The 19,265-nt window shown below is 69.7% G+C and carries 15 protein-coding genes; 5 read left to right on the top strand and 10 right to left on the bottom strand.

The features are described 5' to 3' along the window. Nucleotides 1-82 precede the first annotated feature (82 nt). The 6 genes from EDD90_RS34860 to iolC all read right to left on the bottom strand — a co-directional run bounded on the left by EDD90_RS34860 (nt 83) and on the right by iolC (nt 7,925). Entirely contained in the window at nt 83-1,480 is a 1,398-nt protein-coding gene (locus EDD90_RS34860; protein ID WP_123976850.1) for an APC family permease, read from the bottom strand. A 330-nt stretch (nt 1,481-1,810) separates the two neighbouring features. Continuing rightward, nucleotides 1,811-3,313 (bottom strand): CoA-acylating methylmalonate-semialdehyde dehydrogenase, encoded by a 1,503-nt coding sequence (gene mmsA, locus EDD90_RS34855; protein ID WP_123976849.1) that lies wholly within the window; start codon nt 3,311-3,313, stop codon nt 1,811-1,813. Nucleotides 3,314-3,327: 14 nt separating this feature from the next. Then, nucleotides 3,328-5,205, bottom strand: a complete 1,878-nt coding sequence (iolD, locus tag EDD90_RS34850; RefSeq protein WP_123976848.1) for a 3D-(3,5/4)-trihydroxycyclohexane-1,2-dione acylhydrolase (decyclizing) — start codon at nt 5,203-5,205, stop codon at nt 3,328-3,330. Next, nucleotides 5,202-6,026: a 5-deoxy-glucuronate isomerase gene (iolB, locus tag EDD90_RS34845; RefSeq protein WP_123976847.1), complete on the bottom strand. Its 825-nt coding sequence runs from the start codon at nt 6,024-6,026 to the stop codon at nt 5,202-5,204. The genes iolD and iolB overlap by 4 nt, the downstream gene beginning before the upstream one ends. Before the next feature lie 7 nt (nt 6,027-6,033). Next, entirely contained in the window at nt 6,034-6,909 is an 876-nt protein-coding gene (locus tag EDD90_RS34840; protein ID WP_260328780.1) for a deoxyribose-phosphate aldolase, read from the bottom strand. A 65-nt stretch (nt 6,910-6,974) separates the two neighbouring features. Continuing rightward, a complete protein-coding gene (gene iolC / locus EDD90_RS34835; protein WP_123976846.1) occupies nt 6,975-7,925 on the bottom strand; it encodes a 5-dehydro-2-deoxygluconokinase in 951 nt (316 codons plus the stop codon). Nucleotides 7,926-8,254: 329 nt separating this feature from the next. Here iolC and EDD90_RS34830 point away from each other — a divergent pair, with 329 nt between their 5' ends. Continuing rightward, nucleotides 8,255-8,455, top strand: coding sequence for an AlpA family transcriptional regulator (locus EDD90_RS34830; RefSeq protein WP_123976845.1), 201 nt, complete (start codon nt 8,255-8,257; stop codon nt 8,453-8,455). 43 nt (nt 8,456-8,498) lie between these two features. Here the strand turns inward: EDD90_RS34830 and EDD90_RS34825 are convergent, their stop codons facing one another. Together EDD90_RS34825 and EDD90_RS34820 are read right to left on the bottom strand one after the other, a co-directional pair. Further along, complete coding sequence (locus tag EDD90_RS34825) at nt 8,499-9,542, bottom strand: zinc-dependent alcohol dehydrogenase family protein (protein WP_123976844.1); 1,044 nt, start codon at nt 9,540-9,542, stop codon at nt 8,499-8,501. 30 nt (nt 9,543-9,572) lie between these two features. Continuing rightward, the gene (locus tag EDD90_RS34820) at nt 9,573-9,920 is read right to left on the bottom strand and encodes a hypothetical protein (RefSeq protein ID WP_260328307.1); all 348 of its coding nucleotides are present in this window, start codon (nt 9,918-9,920) and stop codon (nt 9,573-9,575) included. A gap of 437 nt (nt 9,921-10,357) precedes the next feature. Between EDD90_RS34820 and EDD90_RS34815 the strand changes: the two genes are divergently transcribed. The 3 genes from EDD90_RS34815 to EDD90_RS34805 all read left to right on the top strand — a co-directional run bounded on the left by EDD90_RS34815 (nt 10,358) and on the right by EDD90_RS34805 (nt 14,019). Further along, nucleotides 10,358-11,305 carry a PrsW family intramembrane metalloprotease gene (locus EDD90_RS34815; RefSeq protein WP_123976843.1) on the top strand — a complete coding sequence of 316 codons (948 nt, stop codon included), beginning with the start codon at nt 10,358-10,360 and terminating at the stop codon, nt 11,303-11,305. A gap of 85 nt (nt 11,306-11,390) precedes the next feature. Beyond that, the gene (locus tag EDD90_RS34810) at nt 11,391-11,630 is read left to right on the top strand and encodes a heavy-metal-associated domain-containing protein (RefSeq protein ID WP_123981968.1); all 240 of its coding nucleotides are present in this window, start codon (nt 11,391-11,393) and stop codon (nt 11,628-11,630) included. Nucleotides 11,631-11,757: 127 nt separating this feature from the next. Beyond that, entirely contained in the window at nt 11,758-14,019 is a 2,262-nt protein-coding gene (locus tag EDD90_RS34805; protein WP_123976842.1) for a cation-translocating P-type ATPase, read from the top strand. Between the two features lie 661 nt (nt 14,020-14,680). Here EDD90_RS34805 and EDD90_RS34800 read toward each other — a convergent pair. Both EDD90_RS34800 and EDD90_RS34795 read right to left on the bottom strand, forming a co-directional pair. Then, on the bottom strand, nt 14,681-15,970 hold the full coding sequence (locus tag EDD90_RS34800) for a citrate synthase (protein WP_123976841.1): 1,290 nt from the start codon (nt 15,968-15,970) through the stop codon (nt 14,681-14,683). Nucleotides 15,971-16,148: 178 nt separating this feature from the next. Then, entirely contained in the window at nt 16,149-18,443 is a 2,295-nt protein-coding gene (locus EDD90_RS34795; RefSeq protein WP_123976840.1) for an ATP-dependent RecD-like DNA helicase, read from the bottom strand. A gap of 244 nt (nt 18,444-18,687) precedes the next feature. Here EDD90_RS34795 and EDD90_RS34790 point away from each other — a divergent pair, with 244 nt between their 5' ends. After that, nucleotides 18,688-19,224, top strand: a complete 537-nt coding sequence (locus EDD90_RS34790; protein WP_123976839.1) for a DUF4232 domain-containing protein — start codon at nt 18,688-18,690, stop codon at nt 19,222-19,224. The last annotated feature ends 41 nt before the right edge of the window (nt 19,225-19,265 follow it).

The raw sequence follows: 19,265 nt of genomic DNA, 5'->3' as shown, positions 1-19,265 counted from the left end.
CCGGTCGCGTAGTTCCCCGCGCCCCTGGGGCGGCTGCCCGCCCGGCACTCACGACGCACCGCCGGGCCCCCGACCGGGCGTTTTACGCCTGGGCGTCTTCCGGGATCGACACCACCCAGTGGGTCTCCTTGCGGGGGCGGAGGTAGAAGGCCCAGTAGAGGGTGGCCACTGCTGTGATGCCGCCGGTCCAGAGGAGGTAGGTCGTCTCCTGCTGGGTGAGGATGTAGGCCAGGACTGCGATGAGGAGGATCGGCATCGTCGGCCAGAGCGGCATCCGCCACGCCGGGGTGTGCTTGTGGTGGCCGCGGCGGGAGAGGAGGGCCGCGACGGCGACGAGGAGGTACATGCCGGTCACCGAGACGCCCGTCACGCCGTAGAGGGTGTCGAGGTTGACGAAGCAGAGGAGGGCACCGGGGACGCCGACGGCGAGCGTGGCGACCCAGGGGGAGCCGAAGCGGCCGAGGCGGGAGAGCGCGCTGTTGACCGGGGCCGGCCACGCCTTGTCGCGGGCCGAGGCGAACAGGACGCGGGAGTTCTGGATGACCATGACGATGCCCGCGTTGATGATCGCGAGGGCCACGCAGAGGCTGACGAACGTGCCGACCGCGGAGTTGGACCAGGCGGTGACCATGGAGCTGATGTCGCCGCCGGTGAGGGCCTTGAGGTCGGTCGCGCCCATGGTGATCGCGGCGACCGGGACCAGGATGATCACCGTGGAGATCGCGAGGGTGGCGAGGACGGTGCGGGCCACGTTGCGGCGCGGGTCCTCCAGTTCCTCGGAGAGGTAGACAGCGGTCGAGAAGCCCTGGGTGACGAAGAGGGCGATGGCCAGGCCGGAGACGACGAGCATCGCGGTGACGGTCGTGGCGTGGCCGCCCGTGTCCGCGACCTGCATCGAGGTGAGGCTGCCTACTCCCCGGTGGCTGTGGGAGAAGCCCAGCACCGCCACCACGCCCGCCGCGATGACCTCCAGGACCAGGAAGATGCCGGTGATCCAGGCGTTCGCGCGCAGGTCCAGAAGGCCGGCCAGGGTCGCGAGGAGCATCACGCCGGCGCCGGTCATGGCCGGGTCGAGATGGACGATCGGGGCCAGGTAGTCGGCCGTACCCATCGCGATCACCGGCGGCACGATCATGACGACCAGGAGGGAGAGGACGAAGACCAGCCAGCCGGCCAGGCGGCCCGCCATCGTGGACACCATCGCGTACTCGCCGCCCGCGCTCGGGATGAGCGTGCCGAGCTCGGAGTAGCAGAACGCCACGGCGATACAGAGGAGGGAGCCGATGGCGATCGTGAGGGCCGTGGCGGTGCCGAGGGAGCCGAACAGATCGGGGACGACCACGAAGAGCGTGGAGGCCGGGGTGACGCAGGAGAGGGTCAGTAGGGTGCCGCCTACCACTCCGATGGAGCGCTTGAGCGTCTTGGGGGTGTCGGACGCCTCTGCAACGGCGGTCTCGACAGGGCGGAGCGTGTCGGTCATGCGGCGGTTCCGATCGGCTTGTGCGGATGCCTCCGGCGGTTGGGCTGTGCTGCATGGAACCCCGACGAAAACCGCTGCGTCAATGGCCGTTTACCTTCGGATTCCGCACTCTTAAAGCGACGGGTCTCGCATCGCTTTCGTAGGGCCGAACGCCCCAGTAAGGCAATCATCAAGACCACTGCCAGCATGACCTTGCTTTCGAAGGTCATAAACGCAAAGAACTTAAGTCACCCGTTTCATCCCATGGAAACGAGAACCGAAGGTGCGGTGACAAAAAAAGTTGAGGCCATCCGAATATCGGACGGCCTCAACGGGGTGGAGCGCTCGCACTCAGTGGTTGCGCGGGAAGCCCAGGTCGACGCCCGCCGGGGCCTCGGACGGGTCGGGCCAGCGGGTGGTGGTGACCTTGCCGCGGGTGTAGAAGTGCGTGCCGTCGTTGCCGTAGATGTGGTGGTCGCCGAAGAGGGAGTCCTTCCAGCCGCCGAAGCTGTGGTAGCCGACGGGGACCGGGATCGGGACGTTGATGCCGACCATGCCGGCCTCGATCTCCAGCTGGAAGCGGCGGGCGGCGCCGCCGTCCCGGGTGAAGATCGCGGTGCCGTTGCCGAACGGCGAGCTGTTGATGAGGGCGACGCCCTCCTCGTACGTGTCCACGCGCAGGACGCACAGGACCGGGCCGAAGATCTCGTCCGTGTACGCCTTCGCGGTGGTCGGCACCTTGTCCAGCAGCGAGATGCCGATCCAGTGGCCGTCCTCGAAGCCCTCGACCGTGTAGCCGGTGCCGTCCAGGACGACCTCGCAGCCCTCGGCGGCGGCGCCGGTGACGTAGGACGCCACCTTGTCGCGGTGCACGGCCGTGATCAGCGGGCCCATCTCGGACGTCGGGTCGTTGCCGGGACCGATCTTGATCTTCTCGGCGCGCTCGCGGATCTTCTCCACCAGCACGTCGCCGACCGAGCCGACGGCGACGACCGCGGAGATGGCCATGCAGCGCTCGCCGGCCGAACCGTAGGCCGCGCTCACGGCCGCGTCGGCCGCCGCGTCCAGGTCGGCGTCCGGCAGGACCAGCATGTGGTTCTTGGCGCCGCCGAGCGCCTGTACGCGCTTGTGGTTGGCGGCGGCGGTGGTGTGGATGTAGCGGGCGATCGGGGTCGAGCCGACGAAGGAGACCGCCTTGACGTCCGGGTGCTCCAGGAGTCGGTCCACGGCCACCTTGTCGCCGTGCACGACGTTGAAGACGCCGTCGGGCAGGCCGGCCTCGGCCAGCAGCTCGGCGATCTTGATGGAGGCCGACGGGTCCTTCTCGGACGGCTTCAGCACGAACGTGTTGCCGCACGCGATGGCCATCGGGAACATCCACATCGGGACCATCGCCGGGAAGTTGAACGGCGTGATGCCCGCGACGACACCGAGCGGCTGGCGGATCGAGGAGACGTCCACACGGGTCGCGACCTGCGTGGACAGCTCGCCCTTCAGCTGCACGCTGATACCGCAGGCCAGGTCGACGATCTCCAGGCCGCGGGCGACCTCGCCGAGCGCGTCGCTGTGCACCTTGCCGTGCTCGGCGGTGATCAGCTCGGCGATCGCGTCCCGGTTGGCGTCGAGCAGCGCGCGGAACCTGAAGAGGATCTCCGTGCGCTTGGCCAGCGAGGACTGGCCCCAGGTCACGTAGGCGTCCTTGGCCGTCTGGACCGCGGCGTCGACCTCGTCGACCGAGGCGAACGCGACCTTGGTGGTGACCGCGCCGGTGGCCGGGTCGGTGACCGGCCCGAAGTTGCCCGACGTGCCTTCGACGGACTTGCCGCCGATCCAGTGGTTGACGATCTTCGTCATGACCGGTTACTCCTTCACAGATGGCGGCGTCGGGTCGAGACGTGCCGTTCGTAGAGCTCACGTGCCTTGACCGCGGCGGATCGGGTCGCGGTCGCGGCCACAGGTACATCCCACCAGGCCTGCGCCGGAGGCGGGCCCGACACTGTGTCTGCGGTTTCGGTCTCCACGTAGACACATGTGGGAGTGTCGGCGTCCCGTGCCTCGGCGAGCGCCGTGCGCAGGTCGCGGACGGTCTTCGCACGCAGGACGCGCATACCCAGACTGGCCGCGTTGGCGGCCAGGTCGACGGGCAGCGGGGCACCCGTGAAGGTGCCGTCGTCCGAGGGGTAGCGGTAGGCGGTGCCGAACCGCTCTCCGCCCACGGACTCGGACAGGCCGCCGATGGAGGCGTAGCCGTGGTTCTGCACCAGCAGCACCTTGATGGCTATCCCCTCCTGTACGGCGGTGACTATCTCGGTGGGCATCATCAGATACGTGCCGTCGCCGACCAGCGCCCACACGTTCCGCTCGGGCGCGGCGAGTTTCACCCCGATGGCGGCGGGGATCTCGTAGCCCATGCACGAGTAGCCGTACTCCAGGTGGTACTGGTCGTACGACCGCGCCCGCCACAGCCTGTGCAGGTCGCCGGGGAGGGAGCCGGCCGCGTTGACGATCACGTCGGACTCGTCGGCGAGGGCGTCCAGGACGCCGAGGACCTGGGGCTGGGTCGGCCGGATGTCGGGCTCGTCGGCCTCGTAGCAGGCGTCGACGCGCTGCTCCCAGCGCTCCTTGTCCTCGGTGTACTCGGTGACGTACGGGTCGGCCACCGTGTGGTCGTGCATCACCAGCGCCTCGGTCAGTTCGGCGAGGCCGCTGCGGGCGTCGGCGATCAGGGGCAGCCCGGCGAGCTTGTGGCCGTCGTAGGGCGCGATGTTGAGGTTGAGGAAACGGACGTCCGGGTTCTCGAAGAGGGTGCCGGAGGCCGTGGTGAAGTCGGTGTACCTCGTCCCCACGCCTATCACCAGGTCGGCGGTGCGGGCGAGTTCGTCGGCGGTGGCGGTGCCGGTGTGTCCGACGCCGCCGACGTCCTGCGGGTGGTCCCAGCGCAGCGAGCCCTTGCCGGCCTGGGTGGAGGCGACGGGAATGTGGGTGGCCTCGGCGAACTCGGCGAGGACGGCCTCGGCGCGGCTGTGGTGGACCCCGCCGCCGGCGATGACCACGGGCCGCCGGGCGTTCCTGATCGCCCGTACCGCGGCGGCGAGTTCGGCGGGGTCGGCGCCCGGCCGTCGTACGGTCCACACCCGGTCCGCGAAGAACTCCTCCGGCCAGTCGTACGCCTCGGCCTGGACGTCCTGCGGGAGAGCGAGGGTCACGGCGCCGGTCTCGACGGGGTCGGTGAGGACCCGCATGGCGGCGAGGGCGGAGGGGATCAGCTGCTCGGGGCGGGTGATCCGGTCGAAGAACCTGGACACCGGGCGCAGGCAGTCGTTGACGGAGACGTCGGCCGCGTACGGGACTTCGAGCTGCTGGAGGACCGGGTCGGCGGGGCGGGTGGCGAAGACGTCGCCGGGCAGGAGCAGGACCGGGAGGTGGTTGACGGTGGCGAGGGCGGCGCCGGTGACCAGGTTGGTGGCGCCGGGGCCGATGGAGGTGGTGACGGCGTGTGCGGAGAGACGGTTCGATTGACGCGCGTAGCCCACTGCCGCGTGCACCATGGACTGTTCGTTACGGCCCTGGTGGTACGGCATCTCGTCCATGTGCTGGAGGAGTGCCTGGCCGAGCCCGGCCACGTTGCCGTGGCCGAAGATTCCCCAGGTGGCGGCGATGAGGCGGCGGCGCTCGCCGTCCCGCTCGCTGTACTGGACGGCGAGGAAGCGGACGAGCGCCTGCGCGACGGTCAACCGAATCGTCATCGGTAACCCCCTGTGCTTTCAACGTGGGCCGGGTGGAAGCAGATCCGCCACTCCCGCGTCTCACCCGGCCCCGCCATGACGTTCAGGTAGTACATGTCGTGCCCGGGCTGCGCGATCGACGGGCCGTGCCATCCGTCGGGGACCAGCACGGCGTCGCCGGAGCGGACCTCGGCGAGGACGTCGGTACCGCCCTCACGGGAGGGGAATACGCGCTGATACCCGATACCGTTCGGTCCGTCGATCTCGAAGTAGTAGATCTCCTCCAGCTCCGACTCCTCGCCGGGCCGGTGCTCGTCGTGCTTGTGCGGCGGGTACGAGGACCAGTTGCCGCCGGGCGTGATCACCTCCACGGCGATCAGCTTGTCGCAGTCGAAGGCGGCGGCGGAGGCGAAGTTGCGCACCTGCCGGGCGCTGGTGCCGCTGCCGCGGTCTTCGACGGGGACCTCCGGCGCGGGGCCGTAGCGGGCGGGGAGTCGTCGCTCGCACTTCGCTCCTGCCAGGGCGAAGCGGCCTCCCGCGCCGGAGGCGATCTGGGCCTGGGCGTCCCGGGGCACGTACACGAAGTCCGAGACTCCGCTGAACACGCTCTCCCGGCCCAGGATCTGGAACTCTTGTCCCTCTGTTCGCACGGTACATCCGCCCTGCAGCGGAAGCACGATCCACTCACTGTCCCCGGTGGTGAACAAATGCGTACCGCCCGGGGGCAGTTCGACGATCCTCAGGCTGCTGTGCGCCCAACCGGCCCGCTTGGGGTCGATGTCGAGCGTGTACTGGGCGTTCGCGGTCGAACCCTTGCTCAGGTGCAGCTCGTTGGTCGTCATCAGGGCCTCACAGAAGTCCTACGGCGGTGTCGACGGCGGCGGCCACGTCGCCGTCCGCCGGGTAGAGCAGCGAGCGGCCGACCACCAGGCCGCGCACGGTGGGGAGTCGCAGGGCGCTGCGCCACTTCTCGTACGCCCCGTCCTGATCGTCGCCGACCTCACCGCCGAGCAGCACGGCGGGGAGCGTGGACGTCTCCATGACCTGGGCCATGTCGTCGGGGTTGTCCGTCACCGGCACCTTGAGCCAGGTGTAGGCCGAACTCCCGCCCAGGCCCGAGGCGATGGCGATGGACTTGGTGACCGCCTCCGGGGACAGGTCGTTCCTGACCTTGCCCTCGGGGGTGCGGCGGCTGATGAACGGCTCGACGAAGACGGGCAGTCGGCGCGCGGCCATGTCGTCGATGGCGCGGGCGGTGGACTCCAGGGTCGTCAAGGACCCCGGGTCGTCGTAGTCGATACGGAGCAGCAGCTTGCCGGCGTCGAACCCGAGACGCTGTATGTCCTCGGCACGGTGGCCGGTGAACCGGTCGTCGAGCTCGAAGGAGGCGCCCTGCAGGCCGCCCCGGTTCATCGAACCCATGACGACCTTGTTGTCGAGGACGCCGAGCAGGAGCAGGTCGTCGAGGATGTCGGCGGTGGCGAGGACACCGTCGACGCCCGGCCGGGACAGCGCCAGGCACAGCCGCTCCAGCAGGTCGGCGCGGTTGGCCATGGCGAGCTTGTCGCCGCCCACGCCGAGGGCGCCGCGGGCCGGGTGGTCGGCGGCGACGATCATCAGCTTGCCGTCCTCGTTGAGGAGCGGACGGCGGGCGCGTCGGGTGGCCGCCTCGGCGATGGCCTCGGGGTGGTGGGTGCGGGTGCGGACGAGCGCCGGGATGTCCACGCTCGGCTGCTTGGCGGGGGCACCGGCGCCGCCGTCGGAGTGCGCGCCCGCGACGCGGCCGGCCCTCACAGCACCGCTCCGGCGGCGAGCGCGGCGTCGATCTCGTCCGGGGTCGGCATCGCGGAGGAGCACTCCAGTCGCGAGGCGACGATGGCGCCGGCCGCGTTGGCGTGCCGCATGATCTTCTCCAGGTCCCAGCCTTCGAGGAGGCCGTGGCAGAGGGAGCCGCCGAAGGCGTCTCCGGCGCCGAGGCCGTTGAGAACGTTCACAGGCAGAGGCGGCACCTCGGCGGAGTCGCCGTTCCGGTGGACGGCGAGGACGCCCTTGGGGCCCTGCTTGACCACGGCGATCTCGACACCGGCGTCCAGCAGCGCCTGCGCGGCGGCCTGCGGCTCGCGCACGCCGGTCGCGATCTCGACCTCGTCGAGATTGCCGACGGCGACGGTGGTGTGCTTCAGCGCCTCCGCGTAGAACGGGCGGGCCGAGGCCGGGTCCTTCCAGAACATCGGCCGCCAGTCCAGGTCGAAGACCGTCGTACCCGACTTGGCGCGGTGGGCGAGGGCCGCGAAAGTCGCCGTGCGGCTGGGCTCCTCGCTCAGGCCGGTGCCGGTGATCCAGAAGATCCGGGTGTCGCGGATGGCGTCGAGGTCCAGTTCGTGGGCGTCGATCTCCAGGTCCGGGGCCTTGGGCTGCCGGTAGAAGTACAGCGGGAAGTCGTCCGGCGGGAAGATCTCGCAGAACGTGACGGGGGTGTTGAGGCCGGGTACGGAGGTGACCCAGCGGTCGTCGACGCCGAAGCCCTGGAGGGCCTCGTGCAGATAGGCGCCGAAGGCGTCCTCGCCGGTGCGGGTGATGACGGCGGTGCTGTGACCGAGCCGGGCGGCAGCGACGGCCACGTTCGTCGCCGATCCACCGAGGAACTTGCCGAAGGACGACACCTGGGCGAGCGGGACGCCGGTCTGGAGTGGATAGAGGTCCACCCCGATCCGCCCCATGGTGATCAGGTCGTACGCCATCGGCTTCCCTTCGTCACGGCTCTCCCCCGGTTTGTAGCCCCGCAGCGGGAGTGCTGTCAATGGTTTGTCTGGACATTCGGACGAGAGGATGAGAGTCGTTCACGTTGACGGGTGGATGCGCGAGTGCCTCAGTCGTGTCACAAACACCCTCCTTGTGTCACACATGTCACACCTACGCGGGCTCTTGGTCACACCTGGTCCACAGCCCCTAGCGCGCAGTCACTCTCCGTCGTTCACCGGGCACAGGCTTTGTGATCGCCAGCGCAGCGCCCGGCTCCCCCGCCGACCTCCCCGGTCGCCGCCGCGGTGCGCGCAGGGAGGTGCATCTCATGACCGACCGAAGGCTCTGGTCCTACAAGGAGATCGCGGCACACATCCGGGTGCAGCCCGACACCGTCCGTTCGTACCGCAAACACGGTCTCCTCCCGCCCCCCGACCATGTCGAGCGCGGCAAGCCCTACTGGTACGCCGACACGGTGCGCGCCTGGGTCGCCTCCCGGCCGGGCAACAGGGGCCGCAGAGAGGCCTGAGCCGCCCCGCCCCGCCCGCCGGGGGGGCGGGGCGGCGAACGCGTCAGGCCCACGGTTCGACGACCGTCACCCCCGCCCCCGGGGCCGTGCCCATCGCCGCCAGGGCCGCCGGGACCGCGTCCAGGGTGATCGTGGAGGTCACGAGGCGGTCGGGGCGCAGGATGCCGGCGCGGACCAGTTCCAGCATGGCGGGGTAGGTGTGGGCGGCCATGCCGTGGCTGCCGAGGAGTCGGAGTTCCAGGGCGATGACGCGGGCCATCGGCAGCGGGGTGTTGCCGTCCGGGGACGGGAGCAGACCCACCTGGACGTGACGGCCGCGGCGGCGCAGGGAGTTGACCGACGCGGCGGCGGTGGCCGGTGAGCCGAGGGCGTCCAGGGAGAGGTGGCTGCCGCCGGCGGTGAGGTCGCGGACCGCCGCCGCCGGGTCGTCGGTGTCCCTCGCGTCCACACCGTGGACCGCACCGAACTTCCTTGCCAGCTCCAGGGCCTGGGGCGACACGTCGACCGCCACCACCCGCGCCCCCGACGCGGCCGCGATCATCACCGCCGACAGGCCCACACCCCCGCAGCCGTACACCGACACCCACTCCCCCGCCGCGACCCCGCCCTGCTGCACCACCGCGCGGAAGGCGGTCGCGAAGCGGCAGCCCAGGGAGGCGGCGGTGCCGTATGACATGTCGTCAGGGATGGCCACCAGGTTCACGTCCGCGTGGTCCAGGGCCACGTACTGGGCGAAGGAGCCCCAGTGGGTGAAGCCGGGCTGGGTCTGGCGTTCACAGACCTGCTGGTCACCGGCCGCACAGGACGGGCAGCTGCCGCAGGCGCAGACGAAGGGGACCGTGACCCGGTCGCCGGGGCGCCGGCCGGTCACCCCGGCGCCGACGGACTCGACGACACCGGCGAGTTCATGACCGGGGACGTGCGGGAGGGTGATGTCCGGGTCGTGACCCATCCAGCCGTGCCAGTCGCTCCGGCAGAGCCCGGTGGCCTCGACGCGGACCACCACGCCGTGAGGCGCGGGACGGGGGTCGGGGACGTCCCGCACCTCGGCGGGCGTGGCGTAGTGCTCGAAGACGACGGCTCGCATGCACATTCCCTTCGGACGACTCCGGGAAGGTTAGGCGCTGCGATCGAGGTCCGTGCCCCGTTCTCCGGGTGTCGGTCGGCTCCATGACGGATGGTCGTTCACCTGGGTCGCGGTCGCACCGGCCAGTTCCTTGTAGCGGTGCGGGATCCTCTCGGCCTCGCCGTGGGGCAGGGGGCCGCCGTGTTCCGCGGCTCGGGCGGTGATCGCTTCCGGCCCGGGTTCCCGGTTGCCCAGCACGATCGCGTTGACCGCGGGGCGGCGCATCTCGTCGTAATGGCGCATCGCGGCCACCGGGTCGTCGTCCCGGGCCAGGCACCAGGCCGGCACCCGGCCGTCGACGACGGACCGGGAGCCGCCGTTCATGCCCATCAAGCCCACGGCGTGCAGGCTCAGGGCGCACACCAGACCCGCGATGCCCCGCCCACGATGCTGACTCTCACCGGCCTGCTCCCGCCTGGGGCCGCGGGAACGCCGTGCTGTCGGGCTGGGCCGTCTCGTGGATCACAGAGGTCGCTTTTCGTGGGTACGGGGGCCGGTCGCCGCAACCGGGTGGACAGGTCTCGCAGGGCGAAGGCCGGCGCATACAAGATCCGCGGGGAGGCTGCGAAGTTCGATGTCACGCGCGTGAAGTGCATCGCAGAGACACGCGCCCGGCGCCGGCACGTCGACCGGGTTGGGCCACGCGGGCGCCGAACGGCCACTCCCCCGGGTTCTTCGAACTGCGACATGCGATGCGAATGCCTAAAGTTCGACTGAATCGCCCCATTTTCATATACAGCCGTGCGCACCCGCAGGAGCACCAGGGGGACCCCGCCGTGACCCACTCGTACCCCGGCCGGCCGCAGGCCCGTATCCCCGGTCCGCAGCAGCCGCCACCGCCGTACCCTCGTATCGGCGCGGGCCTGTGGAAGCGCTGCCTCGGCGGCGGGCTCGCCCTGTGGGTGCTGACCGCGATGGTCACGTACGCGACGCGGAACACCACGCTGCTGCCGACCCTGATCCTGCTCGGCAGCTTTCTCGTGCCGGTCGCCTTCGTGCTGTGGGCGTACGAGCGGCACGGCCGCGACCTGGGCGTCAGCGCGATCCTCGGCTGTTTCCTGACCGGCGGCACGCTCGGGGTGCTGGGCGCCTCGGTGATGGAGTTCTACCTCGTCCACCCGTCCTGGGGGATGTTCGTGTCCGTCGGCCTGATCGAGGAGGCGGTGAAGCTCGCCGCGCTGGTGTTCGTGCTGCGCCGGCTGCCCGGGATCCGGGGCATACGGGCCGGTCTGGTGCTCGGCGCCGCCGTCGGCTTCGGCTTCGCGGCCCTGGAGAGCTCGGGGTACGCCTTCAACGCGGCGGTCTCCACCGAGGGCATCGACCTGCGGGCGCTGATCGAGACGGAGATCCTGCGCGGGGTGCTGACCCCCTTCGGGCACGGTCTGTGGACGGCGATCGCGGGCGGCGTCCTGCTGTCGTACCGCCGCCCGAACGGGCGCTTCCGGTTCACCGCTCCGGCCTTCGCCACCTGTCTCGGCGTCACCCTGCTGCACGCTCTGTGGGACTCCACGCACGGCGTGGCGATCTGGCTGGTGGGACAGCTGGCCGGCGGCGGACCGGAGCGGCAGCTGTTCGCCGAGGGATACATCCCGCGCCCCACGGCCGAACAGGAACATCTCTTCACCCTGTTCTCGGTCGGTCTGCTGGTGCTCGTCTCGCTGCTCGGCATCGCCTGGGTGAATTCGCTGGCGCGCCGCGACCCCTCTTGGAGAAATACCCCCTAGGGGTATAGTGTTTGGGAAACAGTGGAGCTCCCTCGTGAGCCCCATCGGCCCCATCGGCCCCACACGCCTCGACGAGGAGAACGACATGACCGCCCAGACCGACGCCCCGGGCTCCGTGACCGCCGTCTACAAGGTGACCGGAATGAGCTGCGGACACTGCGAGGGTTCCATCTCCGCCGAGCTCTCCGAGCTCCCGGGCGTCACGTCGGTCAAGGCCGTCGCGGCCACCGGCGAGGTCACGGTGGTCTCCGAGACCCCGCTCGACGAGGAGGCCGTGCGCACCGCCGTCGACGAGGCCGGCTACGAGCTCGTCGGCCGCGCCTGAGATCCACCGCACGAGCAACACCAGCAGTACGAGCAGTACGTACGACTGACACGTATCTCTCCGCCGGGCCGCGCCGACCAGCTGATACTGGATCCGTGCGGCCCGGTCCGATGTCTGGAGTCCGGACATGACCAGCACCACCACCGCCGAGACACCGATAGCCCCGCCACCGCCGGCCGGGACCTCCGAGGTCGAGCTGCTCATCGGCGGCATGACCTGCGCCTCCTGTGCCGCCCGGGTCGAGAAGAAGCTCAACCGTATGGACGGCGTCACCGCCACCGTGAACTACGCAACCGAGAAGGCGAAGGTCACATACCCCGGGGGGGTTCAGGTCGCCGACCTGATCGCCACGGTGGTGAAGACCGGGTACACGGCCGAGGAACCCGCGCCGCCACAGCCGCAGCCCTCGCAGGAAGCCGGGCCCGACCGGGATCCCGAACTCGCCGCCCTGCGCCACCGTCTCCTCGTCTCCGTCCTGCTCGCGGCGCCGGTGGTGCTGCTCGCCATGGTTCCGGCCCTGCAGTTCGACAACTGGCAGTGGCTGTCCCTGACCCTCGCCGCTCCCGTCGTCGTCTGGGGCGGCTGGCAGTTCCACCGGGCCGCCTGGACCAACGCCCGGCACGGTGCGGCCACCATGGACACCCTGGTCTCGGTCGGCACGCTGGCCGCGTTCGGCTGGTCGCTGTGGGCGCTGTTCTTCGGCGACGCGGGCATGGCCGGGATGCACGACGAGTTCCGGTTCACCGTCTCGCGGATGGACAGCGCGTCGACGATCTATCTGGAGGTGGCGGCCGGGGTCGTCGCGCTGATCCTGCTCGGCCGCTATCTGGAGGCGCGCTCCAAGCGCCGGGCGGGCGCGGCCCTCAAGGCCCTGATGGAGCTGGGCGCCAAGGACGTGGCCGTCCTGCGGGGCGGCCGTGAGGTGCGGGTTCCGGTGGCGTCCCTGGCCGTCGGCGACCGGTTCGTCGTACGGCCCGGGGAGAAGATCGCCACCGACGGGACCGTGGTGGAGGGCGCGTCGGCGGTGGACGCGTCGATGCTGACCGGCGAGTCGGTGCCGGTGGACGTGGCCGTCGGCGACGCCGTCACGGGCGCGACCGTCAACGCGGGGGGCCGGCTGGTCGTCGAGGCCGCCCGGGTCGGCGCCGACACCCAGCTGGCGCGGATGGCGAGGCTGGTGGAGGACGCGCAGAACGGCAAGGCCGAGGTGCAGCGCCTCGCCGACCGGATCTCCGCCGTGTTCGTCCCGGTCGTCATCGTGATCGCGCTCGCCACCTTCGGGGTCTGGCTGGGCGTCACCGGTGACACGGCCGCCGCGTTCACGGCCGCCGTGGCCGTGCTGATCATCGCCTGCCCGTGCGCCCTGGGCCTGGCCACGCCGACCGCCCTGATGGTCGGCACCGGGCGGGGCGCGCAGCTCGGCATCCTCATCAAGGGCCCCGAGGTGCTGGAGTCCACCCGCCGGGTCGACACCGTCGTCCTGGACAAGACGGGGACGGTGACCACCGGGCGGATGAGCCTTCAGGAGGTGTACGCCGCCGAGGGCACCGACGAGGCCGAGGTGCTGCGGCTCGCGGGCGCCCTCGAACACGCCTCCGAGCATCCCGTAGCCCGGGCGATCGCCGCGGGGGCCGAGGACCGGGTCGGGAAGCTGCCCGCGGTCGAGCACTTCGAGAACATCCCGGGACGGGGCGTACGCGGGCGCGTGGCGGGCCGCGAGGTGACCGTGGGGCGCCTCTTCGAGACCGTGCCGGAGGAGCTGGCACTGGCGCGTTCCCGGGCCGAGCAGGAGGGTCGTACGGCCGTCCTGGTCGGGTGGGACGGGGCGGCGCGGGGTGTGCTCGCCGTCGCCGACACGGTCAAGGAGTCCAGCGCCGAGGCGGTGCGCGAACTGCGCGCGCTCGGGCTCACGCCGGTACTGCTGACCGGGGACAACCGGGCGGTGGCCGAGGCGGTCGCGCGGGCGGTCGGCATCGACTCCGAGCACGTGATCGCCGAGGTGCTGCCCGAGGACAAGGTCGACGTCGTACGACGGCTGCAGGGCGAGGGGCGGAGCGTCGCCATGGTCGGTGACGGCGTCAACGACGCGGCGGCGCTGGCCACCGCCGATCTGGGGCTCGCGATGGGCACGGGGACGGACGCGGCGATCGAGGCCGGCGATCTGACCCTGGTGCGCGGCGATCTGCGGGTGGCGGCGGACGCGATCCGGCTGTCCCGGCGGACCCTCGCCACCATCAAGGGCAACCTGGTGTGGGCCTTCGGCTACAACGTGGCCGCGCTCCCACTGGCCGCCGCCGGGCTGCTGAACCCGATGATCGCGGGGGCCGCAATGGCCTTCTCGTCGGTGTTCGTGGTGACCAACAGTCTGCGGTTGCGTACCTTCCGCTGAAAGTTACCGACGGTTCGACCCATCGGATGTCACGGTCCCCCTAGAGTCCAACGCGCACCTCACATAAGCTCTTCACAAGGCTCGCGCATCATCCTTACGCTTGAGCTCCGATCGCCATATCGGGGCTCTTGCGCATCTATAGGACAGATGCAAGAGACGCAGATCACAGTGATGTGAACGTAACCATCGAAGGGCTTCGAAGGTCTAAGTTGGCGATGTCAGAGAAGCGTCTTGGGGGGCGCTGACCTGGCATCTGGGGATGTCTTGGGGGACTTCCTCAGAGATGCGTTGCCGGGGCACGTACGACGGGAAGCTTTGAGCGGCCCTCCCGTGCTGTACGGGTCCCGGCAGATCGCACCGCATCACTGGATGCAGTAGTACGGCGAGTTCTGCTCGTTGTGCTCAAAGCAGCGATTCAGGCGCTGCCGTACCGAGCGCCCGGCCGGATCCCGTGGGGGGAATCCGCACCGGGACACGGGAAGGCGCCCTGGTCGCCGGCCCGTGGGGGGACCGGTGCTCCAGGGCGCCTTCTGCTATGCCCGTACGCGTACGTCCGTACGCGTACGTCCGTACGCGTATGTCGGCGCGTGCTACGTCCGTACGCGCTACGTCCGCACGACGGGGGCACCGATCAGCACGGCGCCCCCCTGGCCGACAGGTGTCAGCGCTCCTCGACGGGCACGAAGTCGCGCTCGACGACGCCCGTGTAGATCTGGCGCGGGCGGCCGATACGGGAACCCGGCTCCTTGATCATTTCCTGCCACTGGGCGATCCAGCCCGGCAGCCGGCCGAGGGCGAACAGGACCGTGAACATCTCGGTCGGGAAGCCCATGGCGCGGTAGATCAGGCCGGTGTAGAAGTCCACGTTCGGGTAGAGGTTGCGCGAGACGAAGTAGTCGTCGGAGAGCGCGTGCTCCTCCAGCTTGAGCGCGATGTCCAGCAGCTCGTCGGACTTGCCGAGAGCGGAGAGGACGTCGTGCGCGGCCGACTTGATGATCTTGGCGCGCGGGTCGAAGGACTTGTAGACCCGGTGGCCGAAGCCCATCAGGCGGACGCCGTCCTCCTTGTTCTTCACCTTGCGGATGAAGGAGTCGACATCGCCGCCGTTGGCCTGGATGCCCTCCAGCATCTCCAGCACGGACTGGTTGGCGCCGCCGTGCAGCGGGCCCCAGAGCGCGGAGATGCCGGCGGAGATCGACGCGAACATGTTCGCCTGCGACGAGCCGACCAGACGGACCGTCGACGTCGAACAGTTCTGCTCGTGGTCCGCGTGCAGGATCAGCAGCTTGTCCAGGGCCGAGACGACGACCGGGTCCAGCTCGTAGTCCTGCGCCGGCACCGAGAACGTCATGCGCAGGAAGTTCTCCACGTAGGAGAGGTCGTTGCGCGGGTAGACGAACGGGTGGCCGACCGACTTCTTGTACGCGTACGCGGCGATCGTCGGAAGCTTGGCGAGCAGCCGGATCGTGGAGAGGTCGCGCTGCTTCGCGTCGAACGGGTTGTGGCTGTCCTGGTAGAAGGTGGACAGCGCCGAGACGACCGACGACAGCATGGCCATCGGGTGCGCGTCGCGCGGGAAGCCCCGGTAGAAGTTCTTGACGTCCTCGTGGAGCAGGGTGTGCCGCGTGATCTCGTTCTTGAACACGGTGAGCTCGTCCACCGTCGGCAGCTCACCGTTGATCAGCAGGTACGCCACCTCAAGGAAGGTGGAGCGCTCCGCCAGCTGCTCGATCGGGTAGCCGCGGTACCGGAGGATGCCGGCCTCGCCGTCGAGGTAGGTGATGGCGGATTTATAGGCGGCGGTGTTGCCGTAGCCGCTGTCCAGGGTCACGAGACCGGTCTGGGCGCGGAGCTTCCCGATGTCGAAGCCCTTGTCGCCGACGGTGCTGTCAACCACCGGGTAGGTGTACTCGCCGTCGCCGTACCGCAGTACTACAGAGTTGTCGCTCACGTCATCCCTCACCGACGTTGTGCCTCTTCTTCGAGGTGCCCTGACTGTCTCTACCATCCCCCATTTGGCGCAGGAGAGTGCACTCGGGGTCGACCATTGGGCCCATCGGCGGCACTCAGTGCCGCCAACCTGCTCATCCTGCCCCCTTGTTTCCCCAACCGGAAGTGCTCTGTGACCTTCACGACTCATTTGATCGATCATTTTTCGTGATGCCGCCGCGGGCGAGCCTGAAGTCCAGCGCCGTACAGCGCCGACCTGCCGACACCGTGCGCACCGCCTGCCCGATCGCCTTGCGTGAACCGACCAGGACGACCAGCCTCTTGGCCCGGGTGACCGCCGTGTAGAGCAGGTTCCGCTGAAGCATCATCCACGCTCCCGTGGTGACCGGAATCACCACGGCGGGATATTCACTCCCCTGCGAACGGTGGATGGTCACCGCGTAGGCATGGGCGAGTTCGTCCAGTTCGTCGAATTCGTACGGGACCTCCTCGTCCTCGTCCGTCAGCACCGTGAGGCGCTGGTCGACCGGGTCGAGCGAGGTGACCACGCCCACGGTGCCGTTGAAGACACCGTTCTTGCCCTTGTCGTAATTGTTGCGGATCTGGGTGACCTTGTCGCCGACACGGAAGACCCGCCCGCCGAACCGCTTCTCGGCGAGGTCGGGGCGGCCGGGGGTGATGGCCTGCTGCAACAGACCGTTGAGCACACCGGCGCCGGCCGGCCCCCGGTGCATGGGCGCGAGCACCTGCACATCCCGCCGGGCATCCAGCCCGAACTTGGCGGGAATACGCCGGGAGGCGACATCGACGGCGAGCCGTCCGGCCTCCTCGGTCTCGTCCTCGACGAAGAGGAAGAAGTCCTTCATGCCGTCGGTGACGGGGTGCTGCCCCGCGTTGATGCGGTGCGCGTTGGTCACCACACCCGACTGCTGGGCCTGCCGGAAGACCTTGGTGAGCCGGACGGCCGGGACGGGACTGTCGTCGGCGAGCATGTCCCGGAGCACTTCACCGGCCCCGACGCTGGGCAACTGGTCGACGTCGCCGACGAAGAGGATGTGCGCGCCGGGCGCCACGGCCTTGACGAGCTTGTTGGCGAGCAGCAGGTCCAGCATCGACGCCTCGTCGACCACGACCAGGTCGGCGTCGAGCGGCCGGTCCCGGTCGTAGGCCGCGTCGCCACCCGGTTTCAGCTCCAACAGCCGGTGCACGGTGGAGGCCTCGGCGCCGGTCAGCTCGGCGAGCCGCTTCGCGGCACGCCCGGTGGGGGCCGCGAGCACCACCTTGGCCTTCTTCGCACGCGCCAGCTCCACGATGGACCTGACGGTGAACGACTTGCCACAGCCCGGCCCACCGGTCAGCACGGCGACCTTCTCCGTCAACGCCAGCTTGACGGCGGCCTCCTGCTCCGGGGCGAGGTCCGCCCCCGTACGGTCCTTCAGCCAGGCGAGCGCCTTGTCCCAGTCCACGTCATGAAAACCGGGCATACGGTCGTCGCCCGTCCGCAGCAGCCGCAACAGCTGTGCGGCGAGGGCCACTTCGGCCCGGTGGAAGGGGACGAGGTAGACGGCCGTGACGGATTCGGCGTCGGGGGTGGGGCCGGGGAGCTTCTCTCGTACGACACCCGGGTCCTCCCCCTCCTCCGGCTCCGCGGCCAGCTCGGCGAGGCAGTCGATGACAAGACCGGTGTCGACCTGGAGGAGTTTCACGGCATCGGCGATGAGCCGTTCCTCGGGGAGGTAGCAGTTCCCCTGGTCGGCGGACTGGGACAGCGCGTACTGCAGCCCCGCCTTCACCCGCTCCGGACTGTCGTGCGGGATCCCCACGGACTGGGCGATCTTGTCGGCGGTCAGGAACCCGATGCCCCAGACGTCGGCGGCGAGCCGGTAGGGCTGGTTCTTCACGACGGAGATCGAGGCGTCCCCGTACTTCTTGTAGATCCGCACGGCGATCGACGTCGACACCTCGACGGTCTGGAGGAAGAGCATGACCTCCTTGATCGCCTTCTGCTCCTCCCAGGCGTCGGCGATCTTCTTCGTCCGCTTCGGCCCCAGCCCCGGCACCTCGATCAGCCGCTTCGGCTCCTCCTCGATGATCCGGAGGGTGTCCATCCCGAAGTGCTGGGTGATGCGATCGGCGAAGACCGGCCCGATGCCCTTGACCAGCCCCGACCCCAGGTAACGCCGTATCCCCTGGACGGTGGCCGGCAGCACGGTCGTGTAGTTCTCGACGGTGAACTGCTTCCCGTACTGCGGATGCGACCCCCAGCGCCCCTCCATCCGCAGCGACTCCCCCACCTGGGCACCGAGCAGCGCCCCGACGACCGTGAGCAGGTCGCCGGCGCCTCTGCCGGTGTCGACACGGGCGACGGTGTAGCCGTTCTCCTCGTTGGCGTAGGTGATGCGTTCGAGCACGCCTTCGACGGTGGCGAGCCGCCGTTCGCCCGTGGGGGTCCCCGCCCCCTCCTGATTGGCCATGATCCGACGGTACTGGCACGGACTGACAGTCGTCCCCCCGTCCCGGCGGGCGTTCCAAGGACGTGCCGTTTGCGCAGGTCAGGGTGGATGCGAGCGTTCCAGCGTCCCGTAATCCCCGGCGGTGTGGCAGCTGGAACGGATCACGCTGCAAGGTTGTGGTCGTCGGACAGCGTGATGCACAACGACCGGTGCCACGCGACTTTCGTATCCGCGACTTCCGTATCCGAGGGGAACCCGAAACACCATGAAGAACAAGCTGATCGCCGTGCTCATCGCGACCGTCGCCGCCGCCGGTACCGCCGCCACCGCCATCCCGGCCTCGGCCGCCACGGCCCAGCCGACCCGCTGCCACACGGCCGACCTGAAGGCCGGCTTCGCCACGGGGGGCGACGCGGCGCCGGAAATGAACCAGACCCGCCACCAGACCCAGGCGTTCATCTGGTTCACCAACAAGAGCAACCGCACCTGCACGCTGTCCGGCTTCGCCGGTGTCGACATGGTCGGCGCCCAGTCGACCGACGGCACCTGGTCGCTGGTGCGCTCCGCCAAGAGGACCCACAAGATCACCCTGCACAAGGGGGACACGGTGGACTTCAGCATCAACCTGGCCCCGGTGGCCAAGTCCACGCCGAAGAAGCAGAAGTTCGTCCCGGCGAAGTTCGTCGTCACCCCGCCGAACGAGACGAAGTCCTTCACCCTGAAGTGGCCCTTCGGCGGCCAGATCCTCAAGCAGGACGGCGCCACCCACCCGGCCACCTACCTCAACCCGATCGGGGAGTAACCGACCGCACGGCAGCGCCGGCCACGATTCGGTGGCCGGCG

Source organism: Streptomyces sp. Ag109_O5-1, from assembly GCF_003814875.1.
Taxonomy (GTDB): Bacteria; Actinomycetota; Actinomycetes; order Streptomycetales; family Streptomycetaceae; genus Streptomyces; species Streptomyces sasae.
The sequence above is the reverse complement of the archived record's forward strand: the minus strand, read 5'-3'. Positions and strand labels throughout refer to the sequence as shown.